General features: G+C 69.2%; 24 protein-coding genes. 16 read left to right on the plus strand and 8 right to left on the minus strand.

Annotation, left to right across the window (positions count from 1 at the left end):
• Positions 1 to 132: 132 nt before the first annotated feature.
• On the minus strand, positions 133 to 1,617 hold the full coding sequence (locus FA743_RS08395) for an AMP nucleosidase (protein WP_136885515.1): 1,485 nt from the start codon (positions 1,615 to 1,617) through the stop codon (positions 133 to 135).
• A gap of 95 nt (positions 1,618 to 1,712) precedes the next feature.
• Between FA743_RS08395 and FA743_RS08400 the strand changes: the two genes are divergently transcribed.
• From FA743_RS08400 to FA743_RS08410, 3 genes are read left to right on the plus strand one after another with little or no spacing between them, the layout of a single operon-like run.
• Complete coding sequence (locus tag FA743_RS08400; RefSeq protein ID WP_136885517.1) at positions 1,713 to 2,570, plus strand: SDR family oxidoreductase; 858 nt, start codon at positions 1,713 to 1,715, stop codon at positions 2,568 to 2,570.
• 49 nt (positions 2,571 to 2,619) lie between these two features.
• On the plus strand, positions 2,620 to 3,843 hold the full coding sequence (locus FA743_RS08405) for a UbiH/UbiF/VisC/COQ6 family ubiquinone biosynthesis hydroxylase (protein ID WP_136885519.1): 1,224 nt from the start codon (positions 2,620 to 2,622) through the stop codon (positions 3,841 to 3,843).
• Between the two features lie 56 nt (positions 3,844 to 3,899).
• Positions 3,900 to 4,826: a glutaminase gene (locus tag FA743_RS08410; protein ID WP_136885522.1), complete on the plus strand. Its 927-nt coding sequence runs from the start codon at positions 3,900 to 3,902 to the stop codon at positions 4,824 to 4,826.
• A 94-nt stretch (positions 4,827 to 4,920) separates the two neighbouring features.
• On the opposite strand, the gene FA743_RS08415 is transcribed toward FA743_RS08410, so the two are convergent.
• Both FA743_RS08415 and FA743_RS08420 read right to left on the minus strand, forming a co-directional pair.
• The gene (locus FA743_RS08415; protein ID WP_136885523.1) at positions 4,921 to 6,342 is read right to left on the minus strand and encodes a UdgX family uracil-DNA binding protein; all 1,422 of its coding nucleotides are present in this window, start codon (positions 6,340 to 6,342) and stop codon (positions 4,921 to 4,923) included.
• Positions 6,342 to 7,574, minus strand: coding sequence for a putative DNA modification/repair radical SAM protein (locus FA743_RS08420; RefSeq protein ID WP_136885525.1), 1,233 nt, complete (start codon positions 7,572 to 7,574; stop codon positions 6,342 to 6,344). Before FA743_RS08420 ends, FA743_RS08415 begins: the two co-directional genes overlap by 1 nt.
• Positions 7,575 to 7,724: 150 nt before the next feature.
• Here FA743_RS08420 and FA743_RS08425 point away from each other — a divergent pair, with 150 nt between their 5' ends.
• The 5 genes from FA743_RS08425 to FA743_RS08445 all read left to right on the plus strand — a co-directional run bounded on the left by FA743_RS08425 (position 7,725) and on the right by FA743_RS08445 (position 12,731).
• Positions 7,725 to 8,315, plus strand: a complete 591-nt coding sequence (locus FA743_RS08425; RefSeq protein ID WP_136885527.1) for a LolA family protein — start codon at positions 7,725 to 7,727, stop codon at positions 8,313 to 8,315.
• Positions 8,316 to 8,411: 96 nt separating this feature from the next.
• Positions 8,412 to 9,656 (plus strand): MFS transporter, encoded by a 1,245-nt coding sequence (locus FA743_RS08430; RefSeq protein WP_136885529.1) that lies wholly within the window; start codon positions 8,412 to 8,414, stop codon positions 9,654 to 9,656.
• A gap of 75 nt (positions 9,657 to 9,731) precedes the next feature.
• Positions 9,732 to 10,406 (plus strand): 5'-nucleotidase, lipoprotein e(P4) family, encoded by a 675-nt coding sequence (locus FA743_RS08435; protein WP_136885531.1) that lies wholly within the window; start codon positions 9,732 to 9,734, stop codon positions 10,404 to 10,406.
• 109 nt (positions 10,407 to 10,515) lie between these two features.
• Positions 10,516 to 12,210 carry a YadA-like family protein gene (locus tag FA743_RS08440; RefSeq protein WP_136885533.1) on the plus strand — a complete coding sequence of 565 codons (1,695 nt, stop codon included), beginning with the start codon at positions 10,516 to 10,518 and terminating at the stop codon, positions 12,208 to 12,210.
• Positions 12,207 to 12,731 carry a hypothetical protein gene (locus FA743_RS08445; protein WP_136885535.1) on the plus strand — a complete coding sequence of 175 codons (525 nt, stop codon included), beginning with the start codon at positions 12,207 to 12,209 and terminating at the stop codon, positions 12,729 to 12,731. The genes FA743_RS08440 and FA743_RS08445 overlap by 4 nt, the downstream gene beginning before the upstream one ends.
• 104 nt (positions 12,732 to 12,835) lie before the next feature.
• Here the strand turns inward: FA743_RS08445 and FA743_RS20265 are convergent, their stop codons facing one another.
• Positions 12,836 to 12,991 (minus strand): hypothetical protein, encoded by a 156-nt coding sequence (locus FA743_RS20265; RefSeq protein WP_169308817.1) that lies wholly within the window; start codon positions 12,989 to 12,991, stop codon positions 12,836 to 12,838.
• A gap of 263 nt (positions 12,992 to 13,254) precedes the next feature.
• Between FA743_RS20265 and serB the strand changes: the two genes are divergently transcribed.
• Both serB and FA743_RS08455 read left to right on the plus strand, forming a co-directional pair.
• Positions 13,255 to 14,133 (plus strand): phosphoserine phosphatase SerB, encoded by an 879-nt coding sequence (serB, locus tag FA743_RS08450; RefSeq protein ID WP_136885537.1) that lies wholly within the window; start codon positions 13,255 to 13,257, stop codon positions 14,131 to 14,133.
• Positions 14,134 to 14,240: 107 nt separating this feature from the next.
• Positions 14,241 to 14,999 (plus strand): TSUP family transporter, encoded by a 759-nt coding sequence (locus FA743_RS08455; protein ID WP_136885538.1) that lies wholly within the window; start codon positions 14,241 to 14,243, stop codon positions 14,997 to 14,999.
• A gap of 123 nt (positions 15,000 to 15,122) precedes the next feature.
• On the opposite strand, the gene FA743_RS08460 is transcribed toward FA743_RS08455, so the two are convergent.
• Positions 15,123 to 16,109, minus strand: coding sequence for an asparaginase (locus FA743_RS08460; protein ID WP_136885540.1), 987 nt, complete (start codon positions 16,107 to 16,109; stop codon positions 15,123 to 15,125).
• A gap of 152 nt (positions 16,110 to 16,261) precedes the next feature.
• On the opposite strand from FA743_RS08460, the gene FA743_RS08465 reads away from it, so the two are divergent.
• Positions 16,262 to 16,783, plus strand: coding sequence for an invasion associated locus B family protein (locus FA743_RS08465; RefSeq protein ID WP_136885542.1), 522 nt, complete (start codon positions 16,262 to 16,264; stop codon positions 16,781 to 16,783).
• Between the two features lie 139 nt (positions 16,784 to 16,922).
• On the plus strand, positions 16,923 to 18,122 hold the full coding sequence (gene rlmN, locus FA743_RS08470) for a dual-specificity RNA methyltransferase RlmN (RefSeq protein WP_136885544.1): 1,200 nt from the start codon (positions 16,923 to 16,925) through the stop codon (positions 18,120 to 18,122).
• 31 nt (positions 18,123 to 18,153) lie between these two features.
• Here rlmN and rsgA read toward each other — a convergent pair whose 3' ends face one another.
• Positions 18,154 to 19,161, minus strand: a complete 1,008-nt coding sequence (gene rsgA / locus FA743_RS08475; RefSeq protein WP_246054892.1) for a ribosome small subunit-dependent GTPase A — start codon at positions 19,159 to 19,161, stop codon at positions 18,154 to 18,156.
• Positions 19,162 to 19,317: 156 nt separating this feature from the next.
• Here rsgA and FA743_RS08480 point away from each other — a divergent pair, with 156 nt between their 5' ends.
• Complete coding sequence (locus tag FA743_RS08480) at positions 19,318 to 20,070, plus strand: LbetaH domain-containing protein (RefSeq protein ID WP_136885547.1); 753 nt, start codon at positions 19,318 to 19,320, stop codon at positions 20,068 to 20,070.
• A 12-nt stretch (positions 20,071 to 20,082) separates the two neighbouring features.
• Here the strand turns inward: FA743_RS08480 and FA743_RS08485 are convergent, their stop codons facing one another.
• Positions 20,083 to 20,910, minus strand: a complete 828-nt coding sequence (locus tag FA743_RS08485) for an LOG family protein (RefSeq protein ID WP_136885549.1) — start codon at positions 20,908 to 20,910, stop codon at positions 20,083 to 20,085.
• A gap of 105 nt (positions 20,911 to 21,015) precedes the next feature.
• On the opposite strand from FA743_RS08485, the gene dapD reads away from it, so the two are divergent.
• From dapD to FA743_RS08500, 3 genes are read left to right on the plus strand one after another with little or no spacing between them, the layout of a single operon-like run.
• Positions 21,016 to 21,837 (plus strand): 2,3,4,5-tetrahydropyridine-2,6-dicarboxylate N-succinyltransferase, encoded by an 822-nt coding sequence (dapD, locus tag FA743_RS08490; RefSeq protein ID WP_136885551.1) that lies wholly within the window; start codon positions 21,016 to 21,018, stop codon positions 21,835 to 21,837.
• Entirely contained in the window at positions 21,837 to 22,298 is a 462-nt protein-coding gene (locus FA743_RS08495; RefSeq protein ID WP_136885553.1) for a YaiI/YqxD family protein, read from the plus strand. Before dapD ends, FA743_RS08495 begins: the two co-directional genes overlap by 1 nt.
• Before the next feature lie 55 nt (positions 22,299 to 22,353).
• Positions 22,354 to 22,932 (plus strand): exopolysaccharide biosynthesis protein, encoded by a 579-nt coding sequence (locus FA743_RS08500; RefSeq protein WP_136885555.1) that lies wholly within the window; start codon positions 22,354 to 22,356, stop codon positions 22,930 to 22,932.
• Between the two features lie 6 nt (positions 22,933 to 22,938).
• On the opposite strand, the gene FA743_RS08505 is transcribed toward FA743_RS08500, so the two are convergent.
• Positions 22,939 to 23,862, minus strand: coding sequence for an AEC family transporter (locus tag FA743_RS08505; protein ID WP_136885558.1), 924 nt, complete (start codon positions 23,860 to 23,862; stop codon positions 22,939 to 22,941).
• Between the last annotated feature and the right edge of the window lie 2 nt (positions 23,863 to 23,864).

Raw genomic sequence — 23,864 nt, forward strand, 5'->3', positions numbered from 1 at the left:
GCCCTGTTCCGACGGGCCCACAAATTGCGCCTTTTGCGGCATAACGCCTGCTACACACGGTTTTCACCGGCAGATCAAGCCTTTTTCGCCCGACGCGCGAAAACCTGCATTTGCTGGCGTTTTGTCGCCACGTCAGAGAAATGCCGTCTCGGTGAAGGATCGCAGCTTGCGGGAATGAATCCGCTCCAGCGGCATCTCGCGCAGCTTCTCCATCGCCCTTATGCCGATCAGCAGGTGGTTGGCGACCTGGGTGCGGTAGAAATCGGTGGCCATGCCGGGCAGCTTCAGCTCTCCGTGCAGGGGCTTGTCGCTGACGCACAGAAGCGTGCCATAGGGCACCCGGAACCGGAAGCCGTTGGCGGCGATGGTCGCGCTTTCCATGTCCAGCGCCACGGCCCGCGACAGCGACAGGCGGTGGACCGGCCCGGACTGGTCGCGCAACTCCCAGTTGCGGTTGTCGATGGTGGCGACGGTGCCGGTGCGCATGATGCGCTTCAGCTCGTAGCCGTCCAGCTGCGTGACCTCGGCCACGGCCTGCTGCAGGGCGACCTGTACCTCGGCCAAAGCGGGGATCGGCACCCACACCGGCAGGTCGTCGTCCAGCACGTGATCCTCGCGCAGATAGGCATGAGCCAGCACGAAATCGCCAAGCGACTGGCTGTTCCTGAGACCCGCGCAATGGCCGACCATCAGCCAGACATGCGGGCGCAGCACCGCGATGTGGTCGGTGGCGGTCTTGGCGTTGGACGGGCCCACGCCGATATTGACCAGCGTGATCCCCTGCCCGCCCGCCCGTTTGAGGTGATAGGTCGGCATCTGCGGCATCTTGGACAGAGGCGTGATCTGGCCCTGCGGGTCGGTGATCTGCTGGTTTCCCGGCGCGACGAAGCCGGTATAGCCTAGGGAGGGGTCCGACAGGGCACGGCGCGCGAAGGCCTCGAACTCGTCGACATAGAACTGGTAGTTGGTGAACAGCACGAAGTTCTGGAAATGCTCGGGCGCGGTGGCGGTGTAATGGGCCAGCCGTGCCAGCGAATAGTCGACGCGCTGCGCGGTGAAGGCCGCCAGATGCTGGCTGCCATCGGGCATGGGCCCGGCCACCCCGTTGACGATGTCGTCGTTCATGGTGTTCAGGTCGGGCACGTCGAAGACGTCGCGCAGGCTGAAATCCAGCACGCCCTCCTGCGGGACGGCCAGATCGCTTTGCGCGGCGACGGCGAAATGGACGGGCATCGGCGTGTCCGAGGGGCCGATGCTGACCGGGACGCCGTGATTCTTGACCAAGAGGCCCAGCTGCTCGACCAGATAGCTGCCGAAAAGATCGGGCCGGGTGATCGTCGCCGCATAGACGCCCGGCGCCACGACATGGCCGAAGGACAGGCGGCTGTCGATCTTGCCATGCGTGGGCACGACCAGCCGCACCTCGGGATAGAAGGCGCGATAGCGCGCCTGAGGCGCCGCGCCGTTCAGGATGGCGGTGAAATGGTCCAGCAGGAATCCCGTCGCCTGAGCATAAAGCGCCTGCAGATGGTCCACGGCCTGGGCCGCGTCGGTGAAGTCGCGGCGGGGCTGGGGCTGCGGGCTGCTGACGGGCAGAAAGCGGGAATCTGGGGTCATCTGGTCTGGTCCTTCCGGTTGCCCTGACCCTGCCAGCAGGCTGCCCGGCAGGCAAGCATCTGGCGCCGCCCGTCGCGCGCCGTTACGGTGTGGTCATGAAGATGCTCGTATTCGGCCATGGCTATTCCGCCGGCTATCTGACGCCCCTGCTGACCGCGCGGGGCTGGCAGGTCACCGGCACCACCCGCAGCGACGCGGACCGCGTGGCGGCCTGCGGCGCCACCCCCCTGATCTGGCCCGGCCAGGAGGACGCGGTGCGCGCCGCCATCCCCGATGCCGACGCGATCCTGGTCTCGACCGCGCCGGGGGACGAGGGCGACCCGGTGCTGCACGCCTTTCGCAACGACCTGACCCGCGCCCGGCCGCGCTGGCTGGGCTATCTGTCCACCACCGGCGTCTATGGCGACCGGCAGGGAGGCTGGGTCGACGAGGACAGCGAGCTGGACGGATCGGGCGCCCGCGGCCAGGCCCGCATCCGGGCCGAGGCCGACTGGCGCGCGCTGGCGCGCGCCCATGGCCTGCCGCTGCATATCTTCCGGCTGGCGGGGATCTATGGCCCCGGGCGCGGGCCGTTCCAGAAGGTCCGCGACGGCACCGCGCGACGGATCATCAAGCCGGGGCAGGTCTTCTCGCGCATCCATGTCGAGGATATCGCGCAGGTGCTGCTGGCTTCGATCGACGCGCCCGCACCCATCGGGATCTACAACGTCTGCGACGATGACCCGGCCCCTCCGCAGGACGTGATCGCCCATGCAGCACGGCTTCTGGGCCTGCCCGTCCCGCCCGAGGTGCCGTTCGACCAGGCGCAGATGTCGCCCATGGCGCGGTCCTTCTATGCCGACAGCAAGCGGGTCCGGAACGACCGCATCACCCGCGACCTGGGGGTGCGGCTGCGCTATCCCGACTATCGCAGCGGCCTGGCGGCGCTGCTGGCCGCCGAAGAACACGGCTGAGGCCCCGCGCCGCATTGCCTTCAACTTGTCCCCATGCATTGATCCGCAAATGAAACATGACGTTGATGTTCTGATTGCCGGGGGCGGGCTGAACGGCCCGACCTTGGCGCTGGCGCTGGCCGGCGCGGGCCTGTCGGTGGCGGTGGTCGATCCGCGCCCCGCGACCGCCCGCTCGGGCGAGGGGTTCGACGGGCGCGCCTATGCGCTGGCCCTGGCCTCGGTCCGGCTGCTGACGGCGCTGGACCTGTGGGCGGAACTGGCGGACGACAGCCAGCCCATCCGCCAGGTCAAGGCGTCCCAAGGCCGCCCCGGCGACGGCGCGGCTCCGTTCTTTTTGCATTTCGACAGCGCCGAGACCGAAGACGGCCCGGTGGGCCACATGCTGGAGGACCGCTTCCTGCACCGCGCGCTGATGGCCGCGATGGCGGACCGGGTCACGCATCTGCCCGGGATCTCGGTCACCGGCCAGGAGCCCGGCCCGGCGGGCGTCACCGTCACGCTGTCGGACGGGCGGCGGATGCAGGCGCGGCTGCTGGTCGGCGCGGACGGGCGCGGATCGGGCGTGGCGTCCCGCGCGGGCATCCGGCGGCAGGGCTGGGATTACGGCCAGACCGCGCTGGTCGCGGCCATCGACCACGACCTGCCGCACGAGGGCATCGCGCATCAGTACTTCATGGCAACCGGGCCGCTGGCGATCCTGCCGCTGCCCGGCAACCGCTCCAGCGTGGTCTGGTCCGAGACGCGGGCCAATGCCGGCGCCATCGCGGCCCTGTCGGATGACGACTTCCTGGCCGTGCTGCGCCCGCGCTTCGGCGATTTCCTGGGCGGATTGCGGCGGGCCGGGCCGCGCTTCACCTATCCGCTCAGCCTGTCTCTGGCCGAACGCTATGCCGCGCCCCGCGTGGCGCTGGTGGGCGATGCGGCGCATGGGGTCCATCCCGTGGCGGGGCAGGGGCTGAACCTGGGCCTGCGCGACGTGGCCGCCCTGGCCGAGGTGCTGGTCGAGGCCGCACGGCGCGGCGAGGAGATCGGCAGCGAGCTGGTGCTGGAACGGTATCAGGGCTGGCGCCGCTTCGACGGCACGGCGCTGGCCTTGGGCATGGACGGGGTGAATCGGCTGTTCGGGACCGACAACGCGCTGATCTCGGCCCTGCGGGGCGCGGGGATGGGGATCGTCACGGCGCTGCCGGGGCTGCGCCGGGGCTTCATGCGGCAGGCGGCGGGCCTGTCCGTCGATCCGATGCCGCGCCTGCTGGCGGGACGCGCGCTCTAGCGGGTGGCGGTGATCGCGGTTTCGCGCCATAGGGGGCGTGCATTCCGAGGGGCCCCATGACGCATGATCACATGACGCTCGATCAGTTTCTGCAGGATCTGGACCGCGACATCCGCGCCGAGGGCGATTGGGGCGAAGTCGCCGATTACATCCCCGAACTGGGCCGGATCGACCCGGCCCAGTTCGGCATGGCCATCGCCTTGGCGGACGGTCAGGTGCTGACCGCGGGGCAGGCGGGCCAGCGCTTCTCGATCCAGTCGGTCAGCAAGGTCTTTGCCTTGGCCTGCGTGCTGGGCCGGATCGGCGAACAGCTGTGGCGGCGGGTCGGGCGCGAGCCCTCGGGCGACCGCTTCGATTCGATCCTGCTGCTGGAGCAGGAGAAGGGCCGCCCCCGCAATCCCTTCATCAACGCGGGCGCGCTGGTCGTCACCGACGAGCTGCTGACCGGGCGCAGCCCCCGGCAGGCGCTGGCCGAGATCCTGGCCTTCGTGCGCGCGGCCGCCGAGGATGACGACATCCATATCGACAAGGCGGTGGCCCGGTCCGAGGCCGGCTCCGGGCACAGGAATACTGCGCTGGTCCATTACCTGCGCAGCTTCGGCAACCTGAAGGCGCCGCCCGATCACGTGCTGGGCACCTATATCCATCAATGCGCCATCGAGATGAGCTGCGTGCAGCTGGCCCGCGCCGGACGGGTGATCGCCGGGCTGGATTGCGCGCCCGTGCTGCTGTCGCCGGTCAAGCAGCGGCGGATCAACGCGATGATGATGACCTGCGGGCAATATGACGGGTCGGGGAACTTCGCCTTCCGCGTGGGGATGCCCGCGAAATCCGGCGTGGGCGGGGGGCTTCTGGTGATCGCGCCGGGCAAGGCCTCGATCGCGATCTGGTCGCCGGGGCTGGATGGCTGGGGCAATTCGCGCATGGGGACGCTGGCCGCCGAGCGGCTGGCCGAGTTCACGGGCTGGTCGGTCTTCGGCTGAGCGCCGCGCGGCGGCGAGGGGAGAGGGGGGCTGCCGGCCCCCCTCTTGGCCTGCGGCCAATTCACCCCCCGGGGATATTTCTGCCAAGATGAAATCAGGCGGTGAGTTCGGCGGCGCGGGTCAGGTCGGCGCGCAGTTCCGCCAGCGCCGCGGGGGCGCGGTCGGGGGGCAGGCGCAGGATCAGGCTGGGATGCCAGGTGATGAGGACCGGGCCGCCGTCGAAGGCGGGCTCGATCGTGCCGCGACGGGGGGTCAGCGGCTTGCGGTTGCCGGTCAGGGCGAAGGCCGCGGTGGCGCCGAGCGCCAGGGTCAGGCGCGGGGCGGTGAAGCGGCGTTCGAGGTCCAGCCACCAGCGGCAATGCTCGATATGGGGGCGGTCGGGGGTCTGGTGCATCCGCCGCTTGCCGCGCGGGGTGAAGCGGAAATGCTTGACGGCATTGGTCAGCCAGGCGCGGTCGGCGGGCAGGTCGGCCTCGGCCATGGTGCGGCGCAGAAGCTGGCCTGCGGGGCCGACGAAGGGCTTGCCCTGCAGATCCTCGTGATCGCCCGGGGCCTCGCCCACGATCATCAGGGGCGCGGTGGGGGCGCCCGTGCCCCAGACGGTCTGGGTCGCGGCATGGCAGAGATCGCAGCGCGTGCAGCGGGCGGCCCGGGAGGCGGCCTGGTCCAGCGTTTCGGGCAGGCTGTCGTCGGGCTGCTGGCGCAGGCGGGCGGTGATCTTGGGCGCGAAGGCCGGGGCGTCGCTGGCGCCGGCGTCGCGCATGGCCTGCACCCGGCGCGGGGCATCGGCCAGCATCTCGGGGATCAGCCGCGTCTCGGGCAGGTTCTTCCAGTATTTCTTCGGCATCTCGGACCGCATGGCGTTGGTCTTGATGCGGGCCGGGTTGAAGATATTGGCGAAATAGGTCTGCCACAGGACGTGGTTCGCATCGTCGGGCAGGTCGGGGCGCGGGGCCGGGTCGTCATAGGCGATGCCCGCGCCGGTGAAGCGGGCGGTCCCCTCGGGCGTGGCGATCAGCCAGTCCATGTCGGCGAAGCGCTTGGCGAAGAACGGCGTGCCGGCCTCGAGGATCGGGTGTTCGGGTTCAAACCAGGCGCCGAAGCTGCGGCGGGGGCCGTCCGAGGGCAGTTCGTGGAAGCGGACGAAGGCGTGCATCTTGTGGATGTCGCGGCGCACCGACTTGGCCAGCCGCGTCAGCCGGTCCAGCATCGGATCGGCGGGGTTGCTCAGGTAGCGCCGATCGGACTGCGCCCGGATCAGTGCGGCGTAGAGCAGCGACCAGCGTTCCGGGTCGGAATGGCTGGCGACCTGGCGGGCCAGTTGCAGGAAGTCCTGCGTGGCGGTGACCGGGTGATTGCCGGGCGGCGGCAGGGGGTCGGCGCCGAAGAGATCGGGGGGCGTGTCGGGATCGGCCCAGGTCACCTCCTCGGGGGGGATGCGGGCGGAGGCCAGGTCGCGGGCCGCCGCGCGCCAGGCGTCGAAGCGGCCGAAGCGCGGCAGCGGGACGCGGATCATCAGAACAGGGACAGCTGTTCGGGCGGCGGCGCATAGCGGGCGCGCAGGCCCGCGCTGTCGGTCAGCGCGCCGGGGGTCCAGTCGGGCAGGGTCACGAAGGGCTGCGCCTTGGACATGATCGCGCCCATGCGCAGCAGGTCGGCGTAGCGCAGCGCCCCGTTGCGGCGCGCGGCCAGGATGCGGGTGACCGTCTTGGTGCCGAAGCCCGGCACGCGCAGCAGCATCTCGCGCGGGGCCTGGGCCACGTCGACGGGGAACTGCGCCCGGTTGGCTAGCGCCCAGGCCAGCTTGGGGTCGATGGCCAGATCCAGGTTGCCCGAGGGGTGGGCCGCGCCGATCTCGTCCGCGTCGAAGCCGTAGAAGCGCATCAGCCAGTCGGCCTGATACAGGCGATGCTCGCGCATCAGGGGCGGCTTGATCAGCGGCAGCGCGGCGGAGGCGTCGGGAATGGGCGAGAAGGCCGAGTAATAGACCCGCTTCAGCAGATAGCCGGAATAGAGATTGGCCGAGGTCGTCAGGATGTCGCGGTCGGTGGCCGCATCCGCGCCGATGATCATCTGCGTGGACTGGCCCGCGGGGGCGAAGCGGGGCGGGCGCTTGCCGGTATGGCTGCGGTCCTTGGCGGCCTCGCGGCCCAAGCGGACATCGGCCATGGCGGCGCGGATCGTCTCGGGCCGCTTTTCGGGGGCCAGCTGGCGCAGGCTGGCATCCTGGGGCAGCTCGACATTCACCGACAGGCGGTCCGCGAACAGGCCCGCCTGCGCGACCAGATCGGGCGAGGCGTCGGGGATGGTCTTCAGATGGATGTAGCCCTTGAAGCCATGCTCGATCCGCAGCATCCGCGCGATCCGGACCATGTCGCCCATGGTCTGATCGGGGCTGCGGATGATGCCCGAGGACAGGAACAGCCCCTCGATCATGTTGCGGCGATAGAATTCCAGCGTCAGCTTGACGACCTCTTCGGGCGAGAACCGGGCGCGTTCCACGTTGCTGCTGACGCGGTTGATGCAATAGGCGCAGTCATAGATGCAGAAGTTCGTCATCAGGATCTTCAAGAGGCTGATGCAGCGCCCATCCGGCGTATAGGCGTGGCAGATCCCCGAACCGCCCGCCGATCCGATCCCGCCCGAGCGCGAATCGCGCCGCGTCGTCCCGCTGGACGCGCAGGAGGCGTCGTATTTCGCCGCGTCCGACAGGATCGCCAGTTTCTGGTCGAGGGTGCGCTGTGCCATATGGGCAAGATATGTTCCGTTTGTGTTCCCGACAAGGCGCCTGCATTGAAACAAATGATGCGGAACCGTCACGGGGCCGCGATTACTGCCTCATCGTCCATCCGCCAGACGTGATGTGCATCGCGCAGGCGTTGGGATATGATCGAGGCCATGAACATACGCACCCTCGCCCTCGCGCCCGCCCTTCTCGTCGCCATGGCCTTTCCGGCCTTGGCAGAACGCATCTCGCTGAATGAGATATCTCGCTATCTCAACAGCCTCACCACGGTCACCTCCGAATTCACGCAGATCAATCCCGACGGCACGGTGTCCACCGGCACGGTCTATATCCAGCGCCCCGGCCGGGTGCGCTTCGAATACAACAACGACCCGACGCTGGTGCTGGCCTCGGGCGGCAACGTCGCCGTCTTCGATGGCAAGTCGAACAGCGGGCCGCAGCAATACCCGCTGTCGCAGACGCCGCTGTCGATCATCCTGGATGCGAATGTCGATCTGGGCCGTCAGGGCATGGTCACCGGCCATAGCGAGCAGAACAACGCCACCGTCGTCACCGCGCAGGATCCGCAGCGCCCGCAGAACGGCAATATCGCGATGGTCTTCACCGCGCCCACCGAACTGCGCCAATGGGTCGTCACCGATGACAGCGGCCAGAAGACCACGGTGATCCTGGGCGAGATGGCCAAGGGCGGGTCCATCCCCTCGTCGCGATTCTCGATCCAGTCCGAGATGGGGCGCCGCTGAGGCGCATCTGCCCGGCAGATTGCGTTCCCACAATTGCGTGATTGACGTTGTCCCCGACCGGGGGCAACGCTGCGAAACCGTCATAAGGTTTCGCCCATGTCCAATGCCCGCATCTTCACGCCGGTCCTGATCGGCGGCTCGCTGATCCTCTTGATCAACTTCGCGCTGCGGGCCAGCTTCGGCGTGTTCCAGATCCCCATCGCCGAGGATTTCGGCTGGCCGCGGGCCGAGTTCAGCCTGGCGATCGCCATCCAGAACCTCGCTTGGGGCGTGGGCCAGCCGATCTTCGGCGCCCTGGCCGAGCGGTGGGGTGATCGGTGGGCGATCATCCTGGGCGCGATCCTCTACAGCGCCGGGCTGATCCTGACGGCCTTCGCCACCACCCCCGCCGGGGTGCAGCTGCTGGAGATCGTGGTGGGCTTCGGCATCGCGGGCACCGGCTTCGGGGTCATCCTGGCCGTGGTGGGCCGGGCAGCCAGCGACGAGAATCGCAGCCTGGCGCTTGGCATCGCCACCGCCGCCGGATCGGCGGGGCAGGTCTTCGGCGCGCCTTTGGCCGAGATCCTGCTGGCCTTCTATGCCTGGCAGTCGGTCTTCATCATCTTCGGCGTCATCGTGCTGGCCACGATGCTGTTCCTGCCGCTTCTGGGCGACGGGAAGCCCGCCACCCGCAGCGAACTGGAGGAAAGCCTGGGCACGGTGCTGAACCGCGCCTTTCGCGATCCAAGCTTCATGATGATCTTTGCGGGCTTCTTTTCCTGCGGCTACCAGCTTGGCTTCATCACCGCGCATTTCCCGGCGATGATCACCGAGATGTGCGGCCCCATCGACCCTGCGGGAATGCTGGCGGGGCTGGGGATCACCACGACCTCGGCGCTTGGCGCGGTCGCCATTTCGCTGATCGGTCTGGCCAATATCGGCGGCGCGATCCTGGCGGGATATCTGGGCAAGCGCTATACCAAGAAGTACCTGCTGGCGGGCATCTACACGCTGCGCACCATCGCCGCCGCCGCCTTCATCCTGACGCCGATCACGCCCGGCACGGTCATCGTCTTCTCGCTGGTCATGGGCGCGCTGTGGCTGGCCACGGTGCCGCTGACCTCGGGGCTGGTCGCCTATATCTACGGGCTGCGCTACATGGGGACGCTCTACGGCTTCGTCTTCCTGTCGCACCAGATCGGATCCTTCATGGGGGTCTGGCTGGGCGGCTGGCTGTACGACGCCTCGGGCGATTACCTGCTGGTCTGGTGGATCGGCGTAGGGGTGGGCGCCTTCAGCGCGCTGATCCACCTGCCGGTGCGCGAGGCGCCCGTGCGGATCGCCGCCCCTGCGGCGGCCTGACGCGGACCCGCCGGTTTGACCCCGGCCCGCGCCCGGCCTAAGCCAAGGGCCGCGCGCGATGACAAGGACCGACCCATGACCGCCACCCGCATCCCCCATGACCATGCCATCGCCGTGCGCTACCAGCAGGCCTCGGCCGAGGTGCGCGCGTTGCAGCGGCAATGCTACATGCTGGCGACCCTGCGGCTGCGGGCGGCGGTGGATCAGGCGGGCGGCGGCGCCGGTCTGGCCGTCCTCAGCGACATCGACGAGACGATCCTGGACAACAGCGCCGTCATGGCGATGGCGATGGGCCACGAGGGGATGTTCCAGAACCACGACACCTGGAAGCTGTGGGAACGCGAGGGCGACCCGCATCTGATTCCCGGCGCGGCGGACTTCTTCCATCTGGCCGACAGCCTGGGCGTCACGATCTTCTACGTCTCGGACCGGTTCGAGGAGAACAAGCTGGCCACCATCGCCACCCTGTCGCGCTTGGGCCTGCCGCAGGTCCATGCCGACCGGGTGCTGCTGTTCGGCCCGCCCAAGGCGGAACGCCGCGCGCAGGTGGAGCGCGATCATCGGGTCATCCTGCAGCTGGGCGACACGCTGCACGATTTCCATGGCGCCTATGCGGGCGCCGCGCTGGAGGATCAGCACCGTCTGGCCACCGACCATGCCGACCGCTTCGGCCAGGACTGGATCGTCTTTCCCAATGCCGCCCATGGCACCTGGATGCAGGCCGAACTGCGCCCCTGGCAGCCCGCCTGACGCTCCGACGAAAAAAAATGCCGCGATCCTGCATCCGTTCGCCCGGGACGCGAGTCCCCCGATCAGGAGGCCCGCAAAAGGCCCCTGTCCAACGGATGAGGAGAACCCCATGACCCGCAGCACACGCCCGCTGTCCCGCGCCGCCCTGGTGTCCGGCGCAGCCTTCGCCGCCCTGCTGTCGACGACCGCGCTGGTGCGCGCCGACGAGACCGCCCCCTGCAACGTGGGCGCCGGTGCCAACTCGACCGAATGCGGCGTGAACACCACCGCCGACGGCGATTTCTCGGTGGCCGTGGGCGACGGCGCCACCACCGACGCGAGCGCCATCGACGGCGTGGCCATCGGCTCCGAGGCGATCGTGACCGGCCCCTCGACCACCGCCATCGGCGGCGAGACGGTCGCGACCGGCCCGGGCGCCAGCGCCATCGGCTGGCAGGCCGAGGCCACCGCCGAGCGCGCACAGGCCATCGGCCATCTGGCCACCGCGCAGGGCGAACGCTCGCTGGCCGTGGGCGAGAATGCGGATGCGGTCAGCGAGTTCTCGACCGCCATCGGCAATGAAACGATTGCCGATGGCATCGACGCGCTGGCCATCGGCGACACCGCTGCGGCCACCGGCCCCTCGACCACCGCCGTCGGCGGCGAATCCGTGGCCACCGGCCCGGGCGCCAGCGCCATCGGCTGGCAGGCGCAGGCCACCGCCGAACGCGCGCAGGCCTTCGGCCATCTGGCGACCGCGCAGGGCATCCGGTCCATGGCCATCGGCGAGAATGCCGATGCGGTCAGCGACCTCTCGACCGCCATCGGCAACGAGAGCATCGCGGACGGCATCGACGCGCTGGCCTTGGGCGATACCGCGATCGCGGACGGCACCTCGACCACCGCGCTTGGCGGCGAATCGGTCGCGATGGGCGCGGGGGCCAGCGCGATCGGCTGGCAGTCCATGGCCACGGCGGAACGCGCGCAGGCCATCGGCCACCTGGCCACCGCACAGGGCATCCGCTCGCTGGCGGTCGGTGAGAACGCCGATGCGGTCAGCGACTTCTCGACCGCCATCGGCAACGAGAGCATCGCGGACGGCATCGACGCGCTGGCCTTGGGCGACACCGCGATCGCGGAGGGCACCTCGACCACCGCGCTTGGTGGCGAAAGCATCGCGCAGGGTGCGGGCGCGACGGCCATCGGCTGGCAGTCCCGCGCCACGGCGGAACGCGCGCAGGCCTTCGGCCATCTGGCCGCCGCGACCGGCGTGCGCTCGACCGCAGTAGGCGAGGCCGCGATGGCCATGGGCTCGGGCGCCATCGCCATCGGCAACGAGGCCGTGGCCAGCGCCGACAATTCGGTCGCCATCGGGGACGGGGCCACGGCGACGCGCGCGAACGAGTTCGTGCTGGGCAACGGCGCGAACACCTATCGCGCCGCGGGCATCGCCTCGGATGCCAGCCGCGCCGCACAAGGCGTGCCCGTCGGCGTGGTGACCTCGGATGCGGCGGGCAACCTGGCCGTCGACCGCTCGATCGGGGCGACCATGTCCTCGCTGGACGGGCGGGTCCGCTCGCTTGGCAGCCAGGTCGCGGACAACCGCGAGGGCATCGCCATGGCGATGGCGCTGAACACCCCCTATGTCCCCGAGGACAAGACCTATGCGGTCTCGACCAGCCTGGGCGCCTTCGACGGATCGACCGCGCTGGCGGCCTCGATGGGCTATCGCTTCAATGCCAACACCCAGTTCGACGCGGGCATCACCTATGGCGTCGACCGCAATCAGGTCGGCGGCCGCATCGGCGTGACCTACGCGTGGTGACCTGCGCCAAACTTCTGTCCGGGACGGGGCCGCACGCCCTGTCCCGGGCTTTTGCCCTGTCGCTGGCCCTGATCGGGGCCGGCGTACAGGCGCAAGAGACGCCTGACACGGCGCCCCCCACTGATGCGGTCCCGCTGGTCGAGCCCAGCTACGCCACCGCCCTGATCCGCGACGTGCTGGCGGCGGTCAATCACGGCAACTGGACCGGCAATTACACCGTGCTGCGCGACCATGCCGCGCCTGAATTCGCGCTGGCCAACGATCCCACGCGGCTGGCCGGGCTGTTCACCACGCTGCGGACCGAGCGGCTGGACCTGCTGCAGGCGATGGTCGTCGACCCGGTGATCCTGCAAAGCGACCTGAGCCAAAGCGGGCAAGAGCTGCGCCTGACCGGCTATGTGCCGCTGCAGCCGCGCCATGTCAGCTTCGATCTGGTCTTCGGTCAGGAGGGTCGACGCTGGCTGCTGCTGGGCATCTCGGTCGGCGCCTTCGACCCGATCGAGCCCCCGCCCACGGAATAAGCTTCGGGGCTCACGCCGCAGGGTCCGCCCCCGACGGGCATCTCGCCCTCTTGCCCTGCCGAAGTCGACCGCAGGCCACGCCTCATGCCGTCACGGCCCGACGCTCAGAAGACGACCAGCACCACCGTGACCCACAGGATCAGGCTGGCGCCGTTTGCGGTGGGCCGTAACAAGGTGGTCCGGGTGGTCCGGGTGGTCCGGGTGGTCCGGTTCTGGGATGGGTCGCGGCGCAGGAACGCCTCGGTCTGGATGTCGAACATGATGTCCTCGGTCTGCTGCCGTGATGGCGGCGATCCGTTCGGGAAAGGCGGCGATGATGCCGACCGCAATCCTGACCGCCCGCCTGCCCGCGTCTACCACAACAGTGTTTACGGTGTCTTAACGGGCTGGAGTCTCTCCGTGACGGAAAGCGCCGCGCCCCCGGGATCCGCCTCCCGCCCCGCACGGCCTGCATTGCCCTCTCTGGTGCCGGCAAAGGCTTTGGCCTACACCCGGGATCAGCCGCAAGAAGGACGCCTCCGCCATGTTCACCGTCTCGCTGATCGCCCATCCGGACGCCGCCAATCTGGACGCCGATCTGCCCGGCGGCCTGTCCGATCGGTGGGGCGGCGACATCCCGCGCTGGCTGGCCCACGGCATCGCGGCCGAGTTCGACATCGCCCGCGCCCCCGAGGGTGCCGACACTGTCTGGGCCGACCTGCAGACCATCGGCATCGACCTGGCGATCCAGCCCGCCGAAGGCCGGCGCAAGCGCATCCTGATCGCCGACATGGATTCGACGATGATCGGGCAGGAATGTATCGACGAGCTGGCCGATTTCGCCGGCGTCGGCCCCCGCGTGGCCGACATCACCGCCCGGGCCATGAACGGAGAGCTGGATTTCAACCAGGCCCTGATCGAACGCGTGGGCTTGCTGGCCGGCCTGCCCGAAGCGGCGATCACCCAGGTCCTCGAACAGCGCATCACCCTGGCACCGGGCGGCGCGCAGCTGGTCGCCACGATGCGGGCCTTCGGCGCCTATACCGCGCTGGTCTCGGGCGGGTTCACGGCCTTCACGCAAGCCGTCGCCCTTCAGCTGGGCTTCGACGAGGAACGCGCCAACACGCTTCTGGCCCAAGACGGCACCCTGACCGGACAGGTCGCCCTGCCGATCCTGGGGCGCGAGGCCAAGATCGAGGCCCTGACCCAGATCGCCGCCCGCCTTGGCACCACGCCCCAGAATGCCATCGCGGTGGGCGACGGGGCCAATGACCTGGGCATGATCCAGCTGGCCGGCACGGGCGTGGCGCTCCATGCCAAGCCCGTCGTCGCGGCGCAGGCCCATGTCCGCATCAACCACGGCGACCTGACCGCGCTCCTCTATCTTCAGGGCTATGCGGCCGAGGATTTCGTCACCCCCTGACCCTGGCCCTGACTCCGCCGCCCTTTCGCCTTGGCGCAAATATCCCACGGGGGTGCGGGGGTGTGAAACCCCCGCCTCCGCCCCCGCCACCAGGACCACGCCCCGCCATGATCGACCTGAGCCTCGACCTGCTCCTTCTGCTGATCGCGGCGGCCTTCGCCGCCGGCTTCGTGGATGCCATCGCCGGGGGCGGCGGACTGATCACCGTGCCGGTGCTGATGCTGGCGGGCCTGCCGCCTGCGCAGGCGCTGGCCACGAACAAGGTGCAGGGCGTCTTCGGCGCGGGCACCGCAGCGCTCAGCTATGCGGCGCGGGGGCTGGTGGACCTGCGCAGCCAATGGCGGTCGGCGCTGATCGCCGCGGCGGCGGGGGCCGGGGGGGCGGCGCTGGTCAGCGCGCTTCCGACCGAAGGGCTGCGCCTGATCCTGCCGGTGATCCTGATCGGGATCGCGCTGTTCTTCGCCTTCAAGCCGGGGCTGGACGATCTTGACCGCACGCGGCGCCTGACGGCGGCGGTCTTCGCGCTGACGGTGGTGCCCCTCGTGGCCTTCTATGACGGGCTGATCGGACCGGGTGCGGGGGCCTTCTACATGATCGGCTTCGTGACCCTGGCGGGCTATGGCGTGCTGAAGGCCACCGCCCATACCAAGCTTCTGAACTTCGCCTCGAATCTGGGCGGGCTGGGGGCCTTCGCGCTGGTGGGCCAGCCGCTCTGGGCCTTGGGGATCGCGATGGGGGTGGCGCAGATCGCGGGGGCGATGCTGGGGGCGCGGCTGGCCTCGCGCATCGGGGCGCGGCTGATCAAGCCCTTGCTGGTCGTGACCTCAACCGTGCTGGCCTGCCGGCTGATCTGGCAGATGATCTGACGCCCGGGGCCGGCGCCGCCTCTGCCAAGGGGCGCCGGATCGGGGGCGAGGGACAGGGGACGCGTCCCGACGCCATCAAAGCAGAAAAACGCGGCAATTTCGTGACAATCCGCACCGGACGCCTCAGGTCGGAAAGCCCGGCGCGCGGCGCAGGGCGCCGGTGACGCGGCCCCGGCAATTCGCCAGCGGACCGTCCAGCAGCTGCTGGGCCGTCGGGTCCCGGGCATCCAGCACGCCCAGATGGATCAGCAGCGCGGTGATCGCGGCCTCGCTGGCGCGGGTGGCGCCGTCGGTGATCTTCAGCGCGATGCCCAGGCCCTGCTCGGGCAGGATCGCCACGAAGACCGCCTCGGCCCCGGTCTTGACCGCGACCGCCCCGCCCATGGCGCGCATGAGCCCGGTGCAGGACCGCCCCTCGCCGGCGACCATCTCGGGATGGCTGCGCATGGCATCGACCAGTCGCCGCATGGCCTGACCGCGCCGGTCCGGACCGGGATTGGCGAAGCGGGCCATGGCGCGCGCCAGCCCTTCCACCGTGCAGGCCCAGTTCGGGGCCGAGCAGCCGTCGATGCCGAAGCCGGGGCTGGTCTCGCCCGTGACCTCCTCGAAGGCGGCCTTGACGGCCTGCTGGACCGGATGGTCGGGCTCGACATAATCGGGGCCGCCCTTCAGGTGGCGGTTCAAGGTCAGGAAGCCCGCATGCTTGCCCGAGCAGTTGTTGTGCAGCTGGCAGGGGGCGCTGTCCGAACAGGTCAGGCGCCGGTTCTCGGCCGGGTCGCGGGGCATGTGGGTTCCGCAGCGCAGGTCGGGCTCCGACAGGCCCAGCCCCGTCAGCCAGCCATCCACGGCCTCCACATGCAGCGCCGCGCCGGAATGGCTGGCGCAGGCCAAAGCCAGCTGCCGGTCGGTCAGCCCCGCCGCGTCGGCGGCGCCGCTTTCGAGCAGCGGCAGCGCCTGGATCATCTTGCAGGAGGATCGGGGATAGATCACCTCGGCCGGGCGGCCCCAGGCCTCGACCACGCCATGGGCATCGCAGATCACCGCATGGCCGGCATGCCGGCTTTCGCACAGCTCGCCGCGCCACAGGTCGATCATCTCGGCGGACCGCATCGCGATTTCTCCCTGACAATTGCGCGATTGTGCTTGCGCAGCCTTCCACGGGCGGCGATTTTCGATATCCTGACGACAGATGGTTGAAAAGACCACAGCAATCAGGAAGAACGCTGCTTGACGTGGCGAAATGAATGGCAGGAGACCACAGCATGATGACCACCACCCTGCGCGGCATGGGCGCCAGCCTTGTCCTGATCGCCTCTCTGGGCACGGCGGTTGCGCAAGAATCCAGCAACGTCGTGGCGACCGAGGGGGACTGGACCGTCTTCGCGGCCGACAACCCGCGCGAATGCTGGGCCGTCTCGCCCCCCCGCTCGACGCTGAACACCCGCGACGGCCAGACGGTCGAGGTCGCCCGCGGCGACATCCGCCTGTATGTCGCCTATCGCCCCGGCCAGAACGGCGAAGTGTCGTTCAGCGGCGGCTATCCCTTCGCCCCGGATTCGACGGTCGAGGTCGATGTCGGCGGCCGCACCTTCGACCTGTTCACCGAGGGCGAGAGCGCCTGGACGGGCAGCCCCTCGGATGACGAGCAGATGATCACGGCCCTGCGCGCCGGATCGAGCGCCGTGGTGACGGGCCGGTCCTCGCGCGGGACGACGACCAAGGACACGTTCAGCCTGTCGGGTATCACCGCCGCGACCAACAGTGCCCGCGAGCGCTGCCAGTAAGGTTGGAAGGGGGGCGCTGCCCCCCGTCCTGCGGACTCCCCCCGGGATATTTGCGCCAAGATGAAAGAGGCGGCGGCGGTTGATTTCCGGCGCCGCTTCGTCTATTTGCAGGTCTTTCACGCAGATCTCTGGTAGGTTCATGACCGTCGTATTCCCGCAGGCCGCAGGCGCGGCTCCGATCACGCAAGATGTGCTGACCCTTCCGCGCAAGCTGCCGGAGGGTGGGCCGATCAATCTTGTCGGGCTGACGCGGGACCAGCTGCGGGATGCGCTGATCGCGGCGGGCACGCCCGAGAAGCAGGCGAAGATGCGCGTCGGTCAGGTCTGGCAGTGGATCTATCACTGGGGCGTGCGCGATTTCGCGCAGATGACGAACCTGGCCAAGGACTATCGCGCGCTGCTGGCGGCGAATTTCCAGATCACCCTGCCCGAGGTCGTGACCCGGCAGGTCAGCAGCGACGGCACCCGCAAGTATCTGGTCCGCATCGCCGGCGGCCACGAGGTCGAGGTCGTCTATATTCCCGAAGAAGGTCGCGGAACGCTCTGCGTCAGTTCCCAGGTGGGCTGCACGCTGACCTGTTCGTTCTGCCATACCGGCACGCAGAAGCTGGTGCGCAACCTGACGGCGGGCGAGATCGTGGGCCAGTTGATGCTGGCGCGCGACGATCTGGGCGAATGGCCCGTGCAGGGCGCGCCCAAGGACGAGACCCGGCTGATCAGCAACATGGTCCTGATGGGCATGGGCGAGCCCTTGTACAATTTCGAGAATGTCCGCGACGCGATGAAGATCGTGATGGACAACGAGGGGCTGACCCTGTCGCGCCGTCGCATCACCCTGTCGACCAGCGGCGTGGTTCCCGAGATCGCCCGCACCGCGCAGGAGATCGGCTGCCTGCTGGCCGTCAGCTTTCACGCCACCACCGACGAGGTGCGCGACCGGTTGGTGCCCATCAACAAGCGCTGGAACATCGAGACGCTGCTAGCGGCCCTGCGCGATTATCCGCGCCTGACCAACAGCGAGCGGATCACCTTCGAATACGTCATGCTGGCGGGGGTGAACGACAGCGATGCCGATGCGCATCGCCTGGTCGACCTGATCCGCGGCATTCCGGCCAAGATCAACCTGATCCCCTTCAACGAATGGCCCGGCGCGCCCTACAAGCGGTCCAGCAACAACCGCATCCATGCATTCGCGGACATCATCCACAATGCCGGCTATGCCAGCCCGATCCGCACGCCGCGCGGCGAGGATATCATGGCTGCCTGCGGCCAGCTGAAATCCGCGACCGAGCGGGGCCGCAAGTCCCGCGCCCAGATCGCCGCCGAGGCTGCCGAGTAATACCACTGGGCACCCGGGCGACGCGCCGGGTTCAGCGACGCTTGCCGCCTCGGGGAATGGTCGTGCGGTTGCCGCGCGGGCCGGTCTGGACCGGGGTGTTCGCGGTATTCTCCTCTGACAGCTTGCGCCAGCGCTCCAGCCGCTCGGCGGACAGGGTGCCTGCCGCGATGGCGGCCTGCACGGCGCAGCCCGGCTCGTGCGCATGGGTGCAGTCGCGGAACCGGCAGAGGGGTGCCAGCTCGGTGATCTCGGCAAACAGCATCTCGAGGCCCGCCGCCACGTCCGCCACATGCAGCGTGCGCATGCCGGGCGTGTCGATCACCCAGCCTCCGCCCGAGATCGGGTGCAGCGACCGCGCGGTGGTGGTGTGGCGGCCCTTGGCGTCGCCCTCGCGGATGGCGCCGGTCAGCTGGGCCTGACCCTCGGCCTTGTCGGCCAGCGTGTTCAGCAGCGTCGACTTGCCCACGCCCGAGGATCCGACCAGCGCCACGGTGCGGCCCGTCCCGCACCAGGGCGCCAGCACGGTGGCGGCATCGGGGTCCTTGGCGTTCAGCAGCACGACCTCCAGCCCGCGCTGCAGGGCCAGGGCCTGATCGCGCCAGGGGGCGGGGTCGTCCACCTTGTCGATCTTGGTCAGCACGATCACGGGCTGGGTCCCGGCCTCGTTGGCCAGGGCCAGATAGCGTTCCAGCCGGGCGGCGTTGAAATCGTCATTGCACGAGGTCACGATGAACAGCGTGTCGATATTGGCGGCGATCAGCTGGCGGGTGTCGGCGCCCTCGGTCCGGCGGCGCAGCAGGGCGCGGCGGTCCAAGCGGCGGGCCAGCACCCGGGTGTCGGCATGGGCCAAGACCCAATCGCCCACCGCATAATCGGCGGTCGTCGCGTGCAGCGGCAGTTCCAGCCGGACCTGCCCCGCCCCGGTTTCCGCCGACAGCCGCGAGCGGTGGACCGAGGCCACGCGCATGGGCACCAGCCCCGCATCCTCGGGGGTGACCTGTTCGGCGAAGAAGGGCTGCCAGCCAAGATCTTGCAGCATGTCACTCATGCGATCTGAATGGCGGGGGCATTCGACAGATGCAAGTCTTTCCGTCACATACACTTTCTGATTGTGTTAATGAGCGGGAATCATCCTGATCCGACATGCCTTGGGATCAGGATGATGTAAGACCCCAAGGGAAAAACGAGGTCTTGAATGACGGATATGGCGCGCGCCTATGACAGGATCGCCACGGCAGCCCTGCGCGTGGGAACGGCGATCGAAGGGTTGGACCGGTTCGCGCGATCTGCCCAAGGGCCACTGACCAGCCTTTCGGCGGGCGAGGTGACTGGTCGTGCGACCATGACCTGCAAGGGGCACGGCAACAGCCTCTGGCGGGGCCATGGAAGCGCCGTCGTGCGATCCCGCATCGAGATCGTGGGCAACAACAACATCGTCTTTCTGGGCGGCTTCAGCCAGTTGCGGGCTTCGGATATCCGTCTGAGGGGTGATGGCTGCCTGTTCTTCTTCGGGCCGCTGTCGACGACAGGCTCGATCCTGTGCATTGCCAAGGGTGGGCGGCAAATTATCGTGGGCGAGGACTGCATGTTCTCGACCGACGTCACCATCGAGACATCGGACCATCATGGGATCTACGACGCGGCTTCGGGCTTGCGGGTGAACCTCGAGGCCGACATCGTCATCCATACCCATGTCTGGATCGGGCGGCGCGTCAGCATTGCCAAGGGCAGCGAGATCGGCGGCCATTCGGTCATCGGGCAGGGTTCGGTGGTCACCGGGATCACTGCGCCCGACAGTGTCCATGCGGGCGTTCCGGCGCGCTGTATCAGGTCGGGCGTCCAATGGTCGCGGGGATCGGCAGACAGTCTGGACGCTGCTGCGGAAACTTCCGTCATCCGCACCATCGACCGCCGCCGCCGCGACTATGTTGCCCATCTGTCGCGTTGAACTCGCCGATGGTCACGCCTGCGGGGTCGGCCATTCGTCGATGATGGCGGCGGCCTCGGCGGCGGTCTCGACGAAATGCAGCAGGTCCAGATCGGCCTCGCTGATGGTGCCGGCGCGGGCCAGCGCCTGCCAGTTCACGATGTCGCGCCAGAAATCACCGCCGAACAGGATCAGCGGCACGCGGGCCATGCGGCGGGTCTGGATCAGGGTCAGCGCCTCGAACAGCTCGTCCAGCGTGCCGAAGCCGCCCGGAAAGACAGTGATCGCGCGGGCGCGCATCAGGAAATGCATCTTGCGGATCGCGAAATAGTGGAAGTTGAAGCAGAGGTCCGGCGTCACATAGGCGTTGGGGCTCTGCTCGTGCGGCAGCACGATGGACAGGCCGATGGACCGCCCGCCCGCATCCTGCGCGCCCAGATTGCCGGCCTCCATCACGCCCGGGCCGCCGCCGGTGCAGATGACCAGATCATGCCCGCCGCCCGCCAGGCTGCGTTCGGTCATCAGGCGGCCGAATTCGCGGGCCTCGGTGTAGAAATGCGACAGCGCGCCCAGTCCGGGGGTGCGCGCCTCGGAGGCGCGCTCGGGCGAGGGGATGCGGGCGCCGCCGAAGATCACCACGGTCGAGTTGATCCCGTGTTCCTCCATCAGCATCTGCGGCTTGAGCAGTTCCAGCTGCAGGCGGACCGGGCGCAATTCCTCGCGCAGCAGGAAATCGGGGTCGGAGAAGGCCAGCCGATAGGACGGCGCCTCGGTCTGGGGCGTGTGGGGCGCACGGGCGGCGCGGGCGGCATCCTGGGCGCTGTCGGGCAGGGGGTGGGATCGGTCGTCCGTCTGGCTCATCACATCCTCGGGCGGCTTGGCGCGGATTGCGCGGGCTTTCAGGGGTGCTTATAGCCCTGAGGGACCAGTTTCCACCCGGACGCGACGAAACAGCAAGAGGCCCCGATGACCCAAGCCCTGGAACAAGCCATTGAGACCGCGTGGGAGGCCCGCGCCGAGATCACCCCCGCCACCACCGGCGAGACCCGCGATGCCGTGGACGAGACCCTGCGCCAGCTGGACGCGGGCAGCCTGCGCGTCGCCGAGAAGCGCGGCGCCGACTGGCATGTGAACCAATGGGCGAAGAAGGCCGTGCTGCTGTCGTTCCGCCTGAACGACATGGAAGAGATGTCGGGCGGCCCGCAGGGGTCGAACTGGTGGGACAAGGTCCCGTCGAAATTCCATGGCTGGGGCGACAATCAGTGGCGGGCGGCGGGCTTTCGCGCCGTGCCGGGGGCCATCGTGCGGCGGTCGGCCTTCATCGGCAAGGGCGCGGTGCTGATGCCGTCCTTCGTCAACCTGGGTGCCCATGTGGGCGAGGGCACGATGGTCGACACCTGGGCCACGGTCGGCTCCTGCGCGCAGATCGGCCGGAACGTCCATCTTTCGGGCGGCGTCGGCATTGGCGGCGTGCTGGAGCCCTTGCAGGCCGGCCCCACGATCATCGAGGATGACTGCTTCATCGGCGCGCGCTCCGAGGTGGTCGAGGGCTGCATCATCCGCGAAGGCTCGGTGCTGGGGATGGGCGTCTATATCGGGCAGTCGACCAAGATCGTGGACCGCGAGACCGGCACGGTCAGCTATGGCGAGGTGCCCGCAGGCTCGGTCGTCGTGTCGGGATCGCTGCCGTCCAAGAACGGGGTGAACCTCTACTGCGCGGTCATCGTCAAGCGGGTCGATGCGCAGACGCGCTCCAAGACCTCGGTCAACGAGCTGCTGCGCGACTGATGACGACGCTCTACATCGACGCGGACGCCTGTCCGGTCAAGGCCGAGGCCGAACGGGTGGCCGTGCGGATGGGCGTGCCGATGGTGCTGGTCTGCAATGGCGGGCTGCGGATGCCCACGCATCCGCTGGTCCGGCTGCAGATCGTCGCCGCCGGCCCCGACGAGGCCGACAAGTGGATCGCGGACAGCTGCGGTCCGGGCGACGTGGTGGTCACCAGCGACCTGCCGCTGGCGGATCGCTGCATCAAGGCGGGGGCCGCCGTGCTGACCCATGCGGGCGAGGTGCTGAACGTGGCCAATATCGGCCCGCGCCTGGCCACGCGCGACCTGATGGCCGACATCCGCGAGGCCAATCCCTTCCATCAGGGCGGCGGTGCGGGTTTCGGCAAGGCCGACCGGGCGCGCTTCCTGCAGGCGCTGGACCGGGCGCTGACCGCTGCCCGCCGCATCCCGCGCAGCTGAGGGCGAACCGTCCGCCGCCCAACCGCGTTGGGCGGCGGCCCGGCAGGAGAGACCGATGCACGACGACCAGACCATCACCGGCATGACCGACCGCGTCCGCGAGGCCGCCTCGGACGAGACGATCAGCGTGGCGCAGATCACCGCGGCCTTGGGCCAGGATTCGCTGCCTCCGAACCTGATGATCCCGGCGCTGGCAGTGGTGTCGCCCCTGTCGGGAGTGCCGCTGTTCTCGTCGGTCTGCGGGATGCTGATCGCGCTGATCTCGGCGCAGATGCTGATCGGGCGCGACCATGTCTGGCTGCCGGGCTTCCTGATGAGGCGCAAGCTGGGCTCGGCGCGGGTGCGCGGCGCGCTGGACTGGATGCGCCGCCCGGCGGCGTTTCTGGACCGCATCACCTCGGAACGCCTGACCGTGCTGGTGCGGCGCCCGATCCGCTGGATCATCCAAGGGGTGTGCCTCTGCTGCGGGCTGGCCATGCCGTTTCTGGAGCTGATCCCCTTCACCTCGTCGCTGATGGGGGTGGTGGTCAGCCTGCTGGCCTTCGGCCTGCTGGCGCGGGACGGGCTGTTCGTGCTGCTGGGGCTGCTGGCGATCGGCGGGATCGCGGCGCTGGTGCTGACCCTGCTGCCCTGACGGCGTTCAGACCCCGATCAGCACCATCAGCACCGGCAGCGTCACGATGCTGGCCGCCGTCGAGATCAGGATCGCGGTCGAGACGCGCTGCTGCGCGATCCCGAAATGCTGTGCCAGGATATAGACGTTCCCCGCCACCGGCAGCCCGGCGGCCACCACCATCACCCCCGCCGCGAAGGGATCGACACGCAGGGCCCAGGCCGCCAGCCCCACGGCCAGCGGATGCAGGCCCAGCTTGGCAAAGCTCAGCCAGCCGGCAGGGGCCAGCCGCGCCAGGCTGCGCCCCGCCAGACTGGCGCCGATGGCGAACAGCGCGCCGGGCGTGGCCGCGGCGCCCAGCAGGGCCAGGAACTCGTCCAGGGGCGCGGGCATGGGCAGCGCCAGCCCGCCCCAGGCCAGCCCCGCCACCATCGCCAGGATCATCGGATTGGCCGCGATCCCGCGCAGCACCGGCAGCACCGCCGCGACCCGCAGGCCGCCATGGCGCGAGGCATGCACGATCAGCGTGATCAGGGTCGAGAACACCAGCATGTCGATGGTCAGCACCATCAGCACCGGCCCGACGGCGCGCTCGCCCAAAAGGACGACCAGCATGGGCACGCCCAGAAAGCCGGTATTGCCGATCATGCAGCATTGCGCCTCCATCGCGGCCTCGGCCAGGCCCAGGCCGCGCGCGCGGGCCACCGCGATGCCTGCGGCCCAGACCACCGCCGAGCCGCCCAGATAGGCCAGCGCGAATCGCAGGTCGAACAGCGCGCCCAGGTCGATCCCGGCGGCAAAGCGGAACAGCATCGCCGACAGCGCGAAATAGAAGACGAAGCGCGTCAGCCAGGCCGCGCCCTCGGGCGGGAAGAAGCGCATCGCGGCGGCCGCCCAGCCCAGCCCGATCAGGCCGAAGAAGGGCAGGGTCTTCAGCAGGATCTCCAGCACGC

This window comes from Paracoccus gahaiensis (assembly GCF_005048225.1).
Classification (GTDB): domain Bacteria; phylum Pseudomonadota; class Alphaproteobacteria; order Rhodobacterales; family Rhodobacteraceae; genus Paracoccus; species Paracoccus gahaiensis.

Coding starts and splice junctions, on each gene's coding strand:
- rlmN (WP_136885544.1), top strand. CDS start 16,923: ATGACCGTCGTATTCCCGCAGGCCGCAGGCGCGGCTCCGATCACGCAA.
- FA743_RS08465 (WP_136885542.1), top strand. CDS start 16,262: ATGATGACCACCACCCTGCGCGGCATGGGCGCCAGCCTTGTCCTGATC.
- FA743_RS08435 (WP_136885531.1), top strand. CDS start 9,732: ATGACCGCCACCCGCATCCCCCATGACCATGCCATCGCCGTGCGCTAC.
- FA743_RS08455 (WP_136885538.1), top strand. CDS start 14,241: ATGATCGACCTGAGCCTCGACCTGCTCCTTCTGCTGATCGCGGCGGCC.
- FA743_RS08420 (WP_136885525.1), bottom strand. CDS start 7,574: ATGGCACAGCGCACCCTCGACCAGAAACTGGCGATCCTGTCGGACGCG.
- FA743_RS08460 (WP_136885540.1), bottom strand. CDS start 16,109: ATGCGGTCCGCCGAGATGATCGACCTGTGGCGCGGCGAGCTGTGCGAA.
- FA743_RS08415 (WP_136885523.1), bottom strand. CDS start 6,342: ATGATCCGCGTCCCGCTGCCGCGCTTCGGCCGCTTCGACGCCTGGCGC.
- FA743_RS08410 (WP_136885522.1), top strand. CDS start 3,900: ATGACGCATGATCACATGACGCTCGATCAGTTTCTGCAGGATCTGGAC.
- dapD (WP_136885551.1), top strand. CDS start 21,016: ATGACCCAAGCCCTGGAACAAGCCATTGAGACCGCGTGGGAGGCCCGC.
- serB (WP_136885537.1), top strand. CDS start 13,255: ATGTTCACCGTCTCGCTGATCGCCCATCCGGACGCCGCCAATCTGGAC.
- FA743_RS08400 (WP_136885517.1), top strand. CDS start 1,713: ATGAAGATGCTCGTATTCGGCCATGGCTATTCCGCCGGCTATCTGACG.
- FA743_RS08405 (WP_136885519.1), top strand. CDS start 2,620: ATGAAACATGACGTTGATGTTCTGATTGCCGGGGGCGGGCTGAACGGC.
- FA743_RS08395 (WP_136885515.1), bottom strand. CDS start 1,617: ATGACCCCAGATTCCCGCTTTCTGCCCGTCAGCAGCCCGCAGCCCCAG.
- FA743_RS08425 (WP_136885527.1), top strand. CDS start 7,725: ATGAACATACGCACCCTCGCCCTCGCGCCCGCCCTTCTCGTCGCCATG.
- FA743_RS08485 (WP_136885549.1), bottom strand. CDS start 20,910: ATGAGCCAGACGGACGACCGATCCCACCCCCTGCCCGACAGCGCCCAG.
- FA743_RS08495 (WP_136885553.1), top strand. CDS start 21,837: ATGACGACGCTCTACATCGACGCGGACGCCTGTCCGGTCAAGGCCGAG.
- FA743_RS08480 (WP_136885547.1), top strand. CDS start 19,318: ATGACGGATATGGCGCGCGCCTATGACAGGATCGCCACGGCAGCCCTG.
- FA743_RS20265 (WP_169308817.1), bottom strand. CDS start 12,991: ATGTTCGACATCCAGACCGAGGCGTTCCTGCGCCGCGACCCATCCCAG.
- FA743_RS08440 (WP_136885533.1), top strand. CDS start 10,516: ATGACCCGCAGCACACGCCCGCTGTCCCGCGCCGCCCTGGTGTCCGGC.
- FA743_RS08430 (WP_136885529.1), top strand. CDS start 8,412: ATGTCCAATGCCCGCATCTTCACGCCGGTCCTGATCGGCGGCTCGCTG.
- FA743_RS08500 (WP_136885555.1), top strand. CDS start 22,354: ATGCACGACGACCAGACCATCACCGGCATGACCGACCGCGTCCGCGAG.
- rsgA (WP_246054892.1), bottom strand. CDS start 19,161: ATGCTGCAAGATCTTGGCTGGCAGCCCTTCTTCGCCGAACAGGTCACC.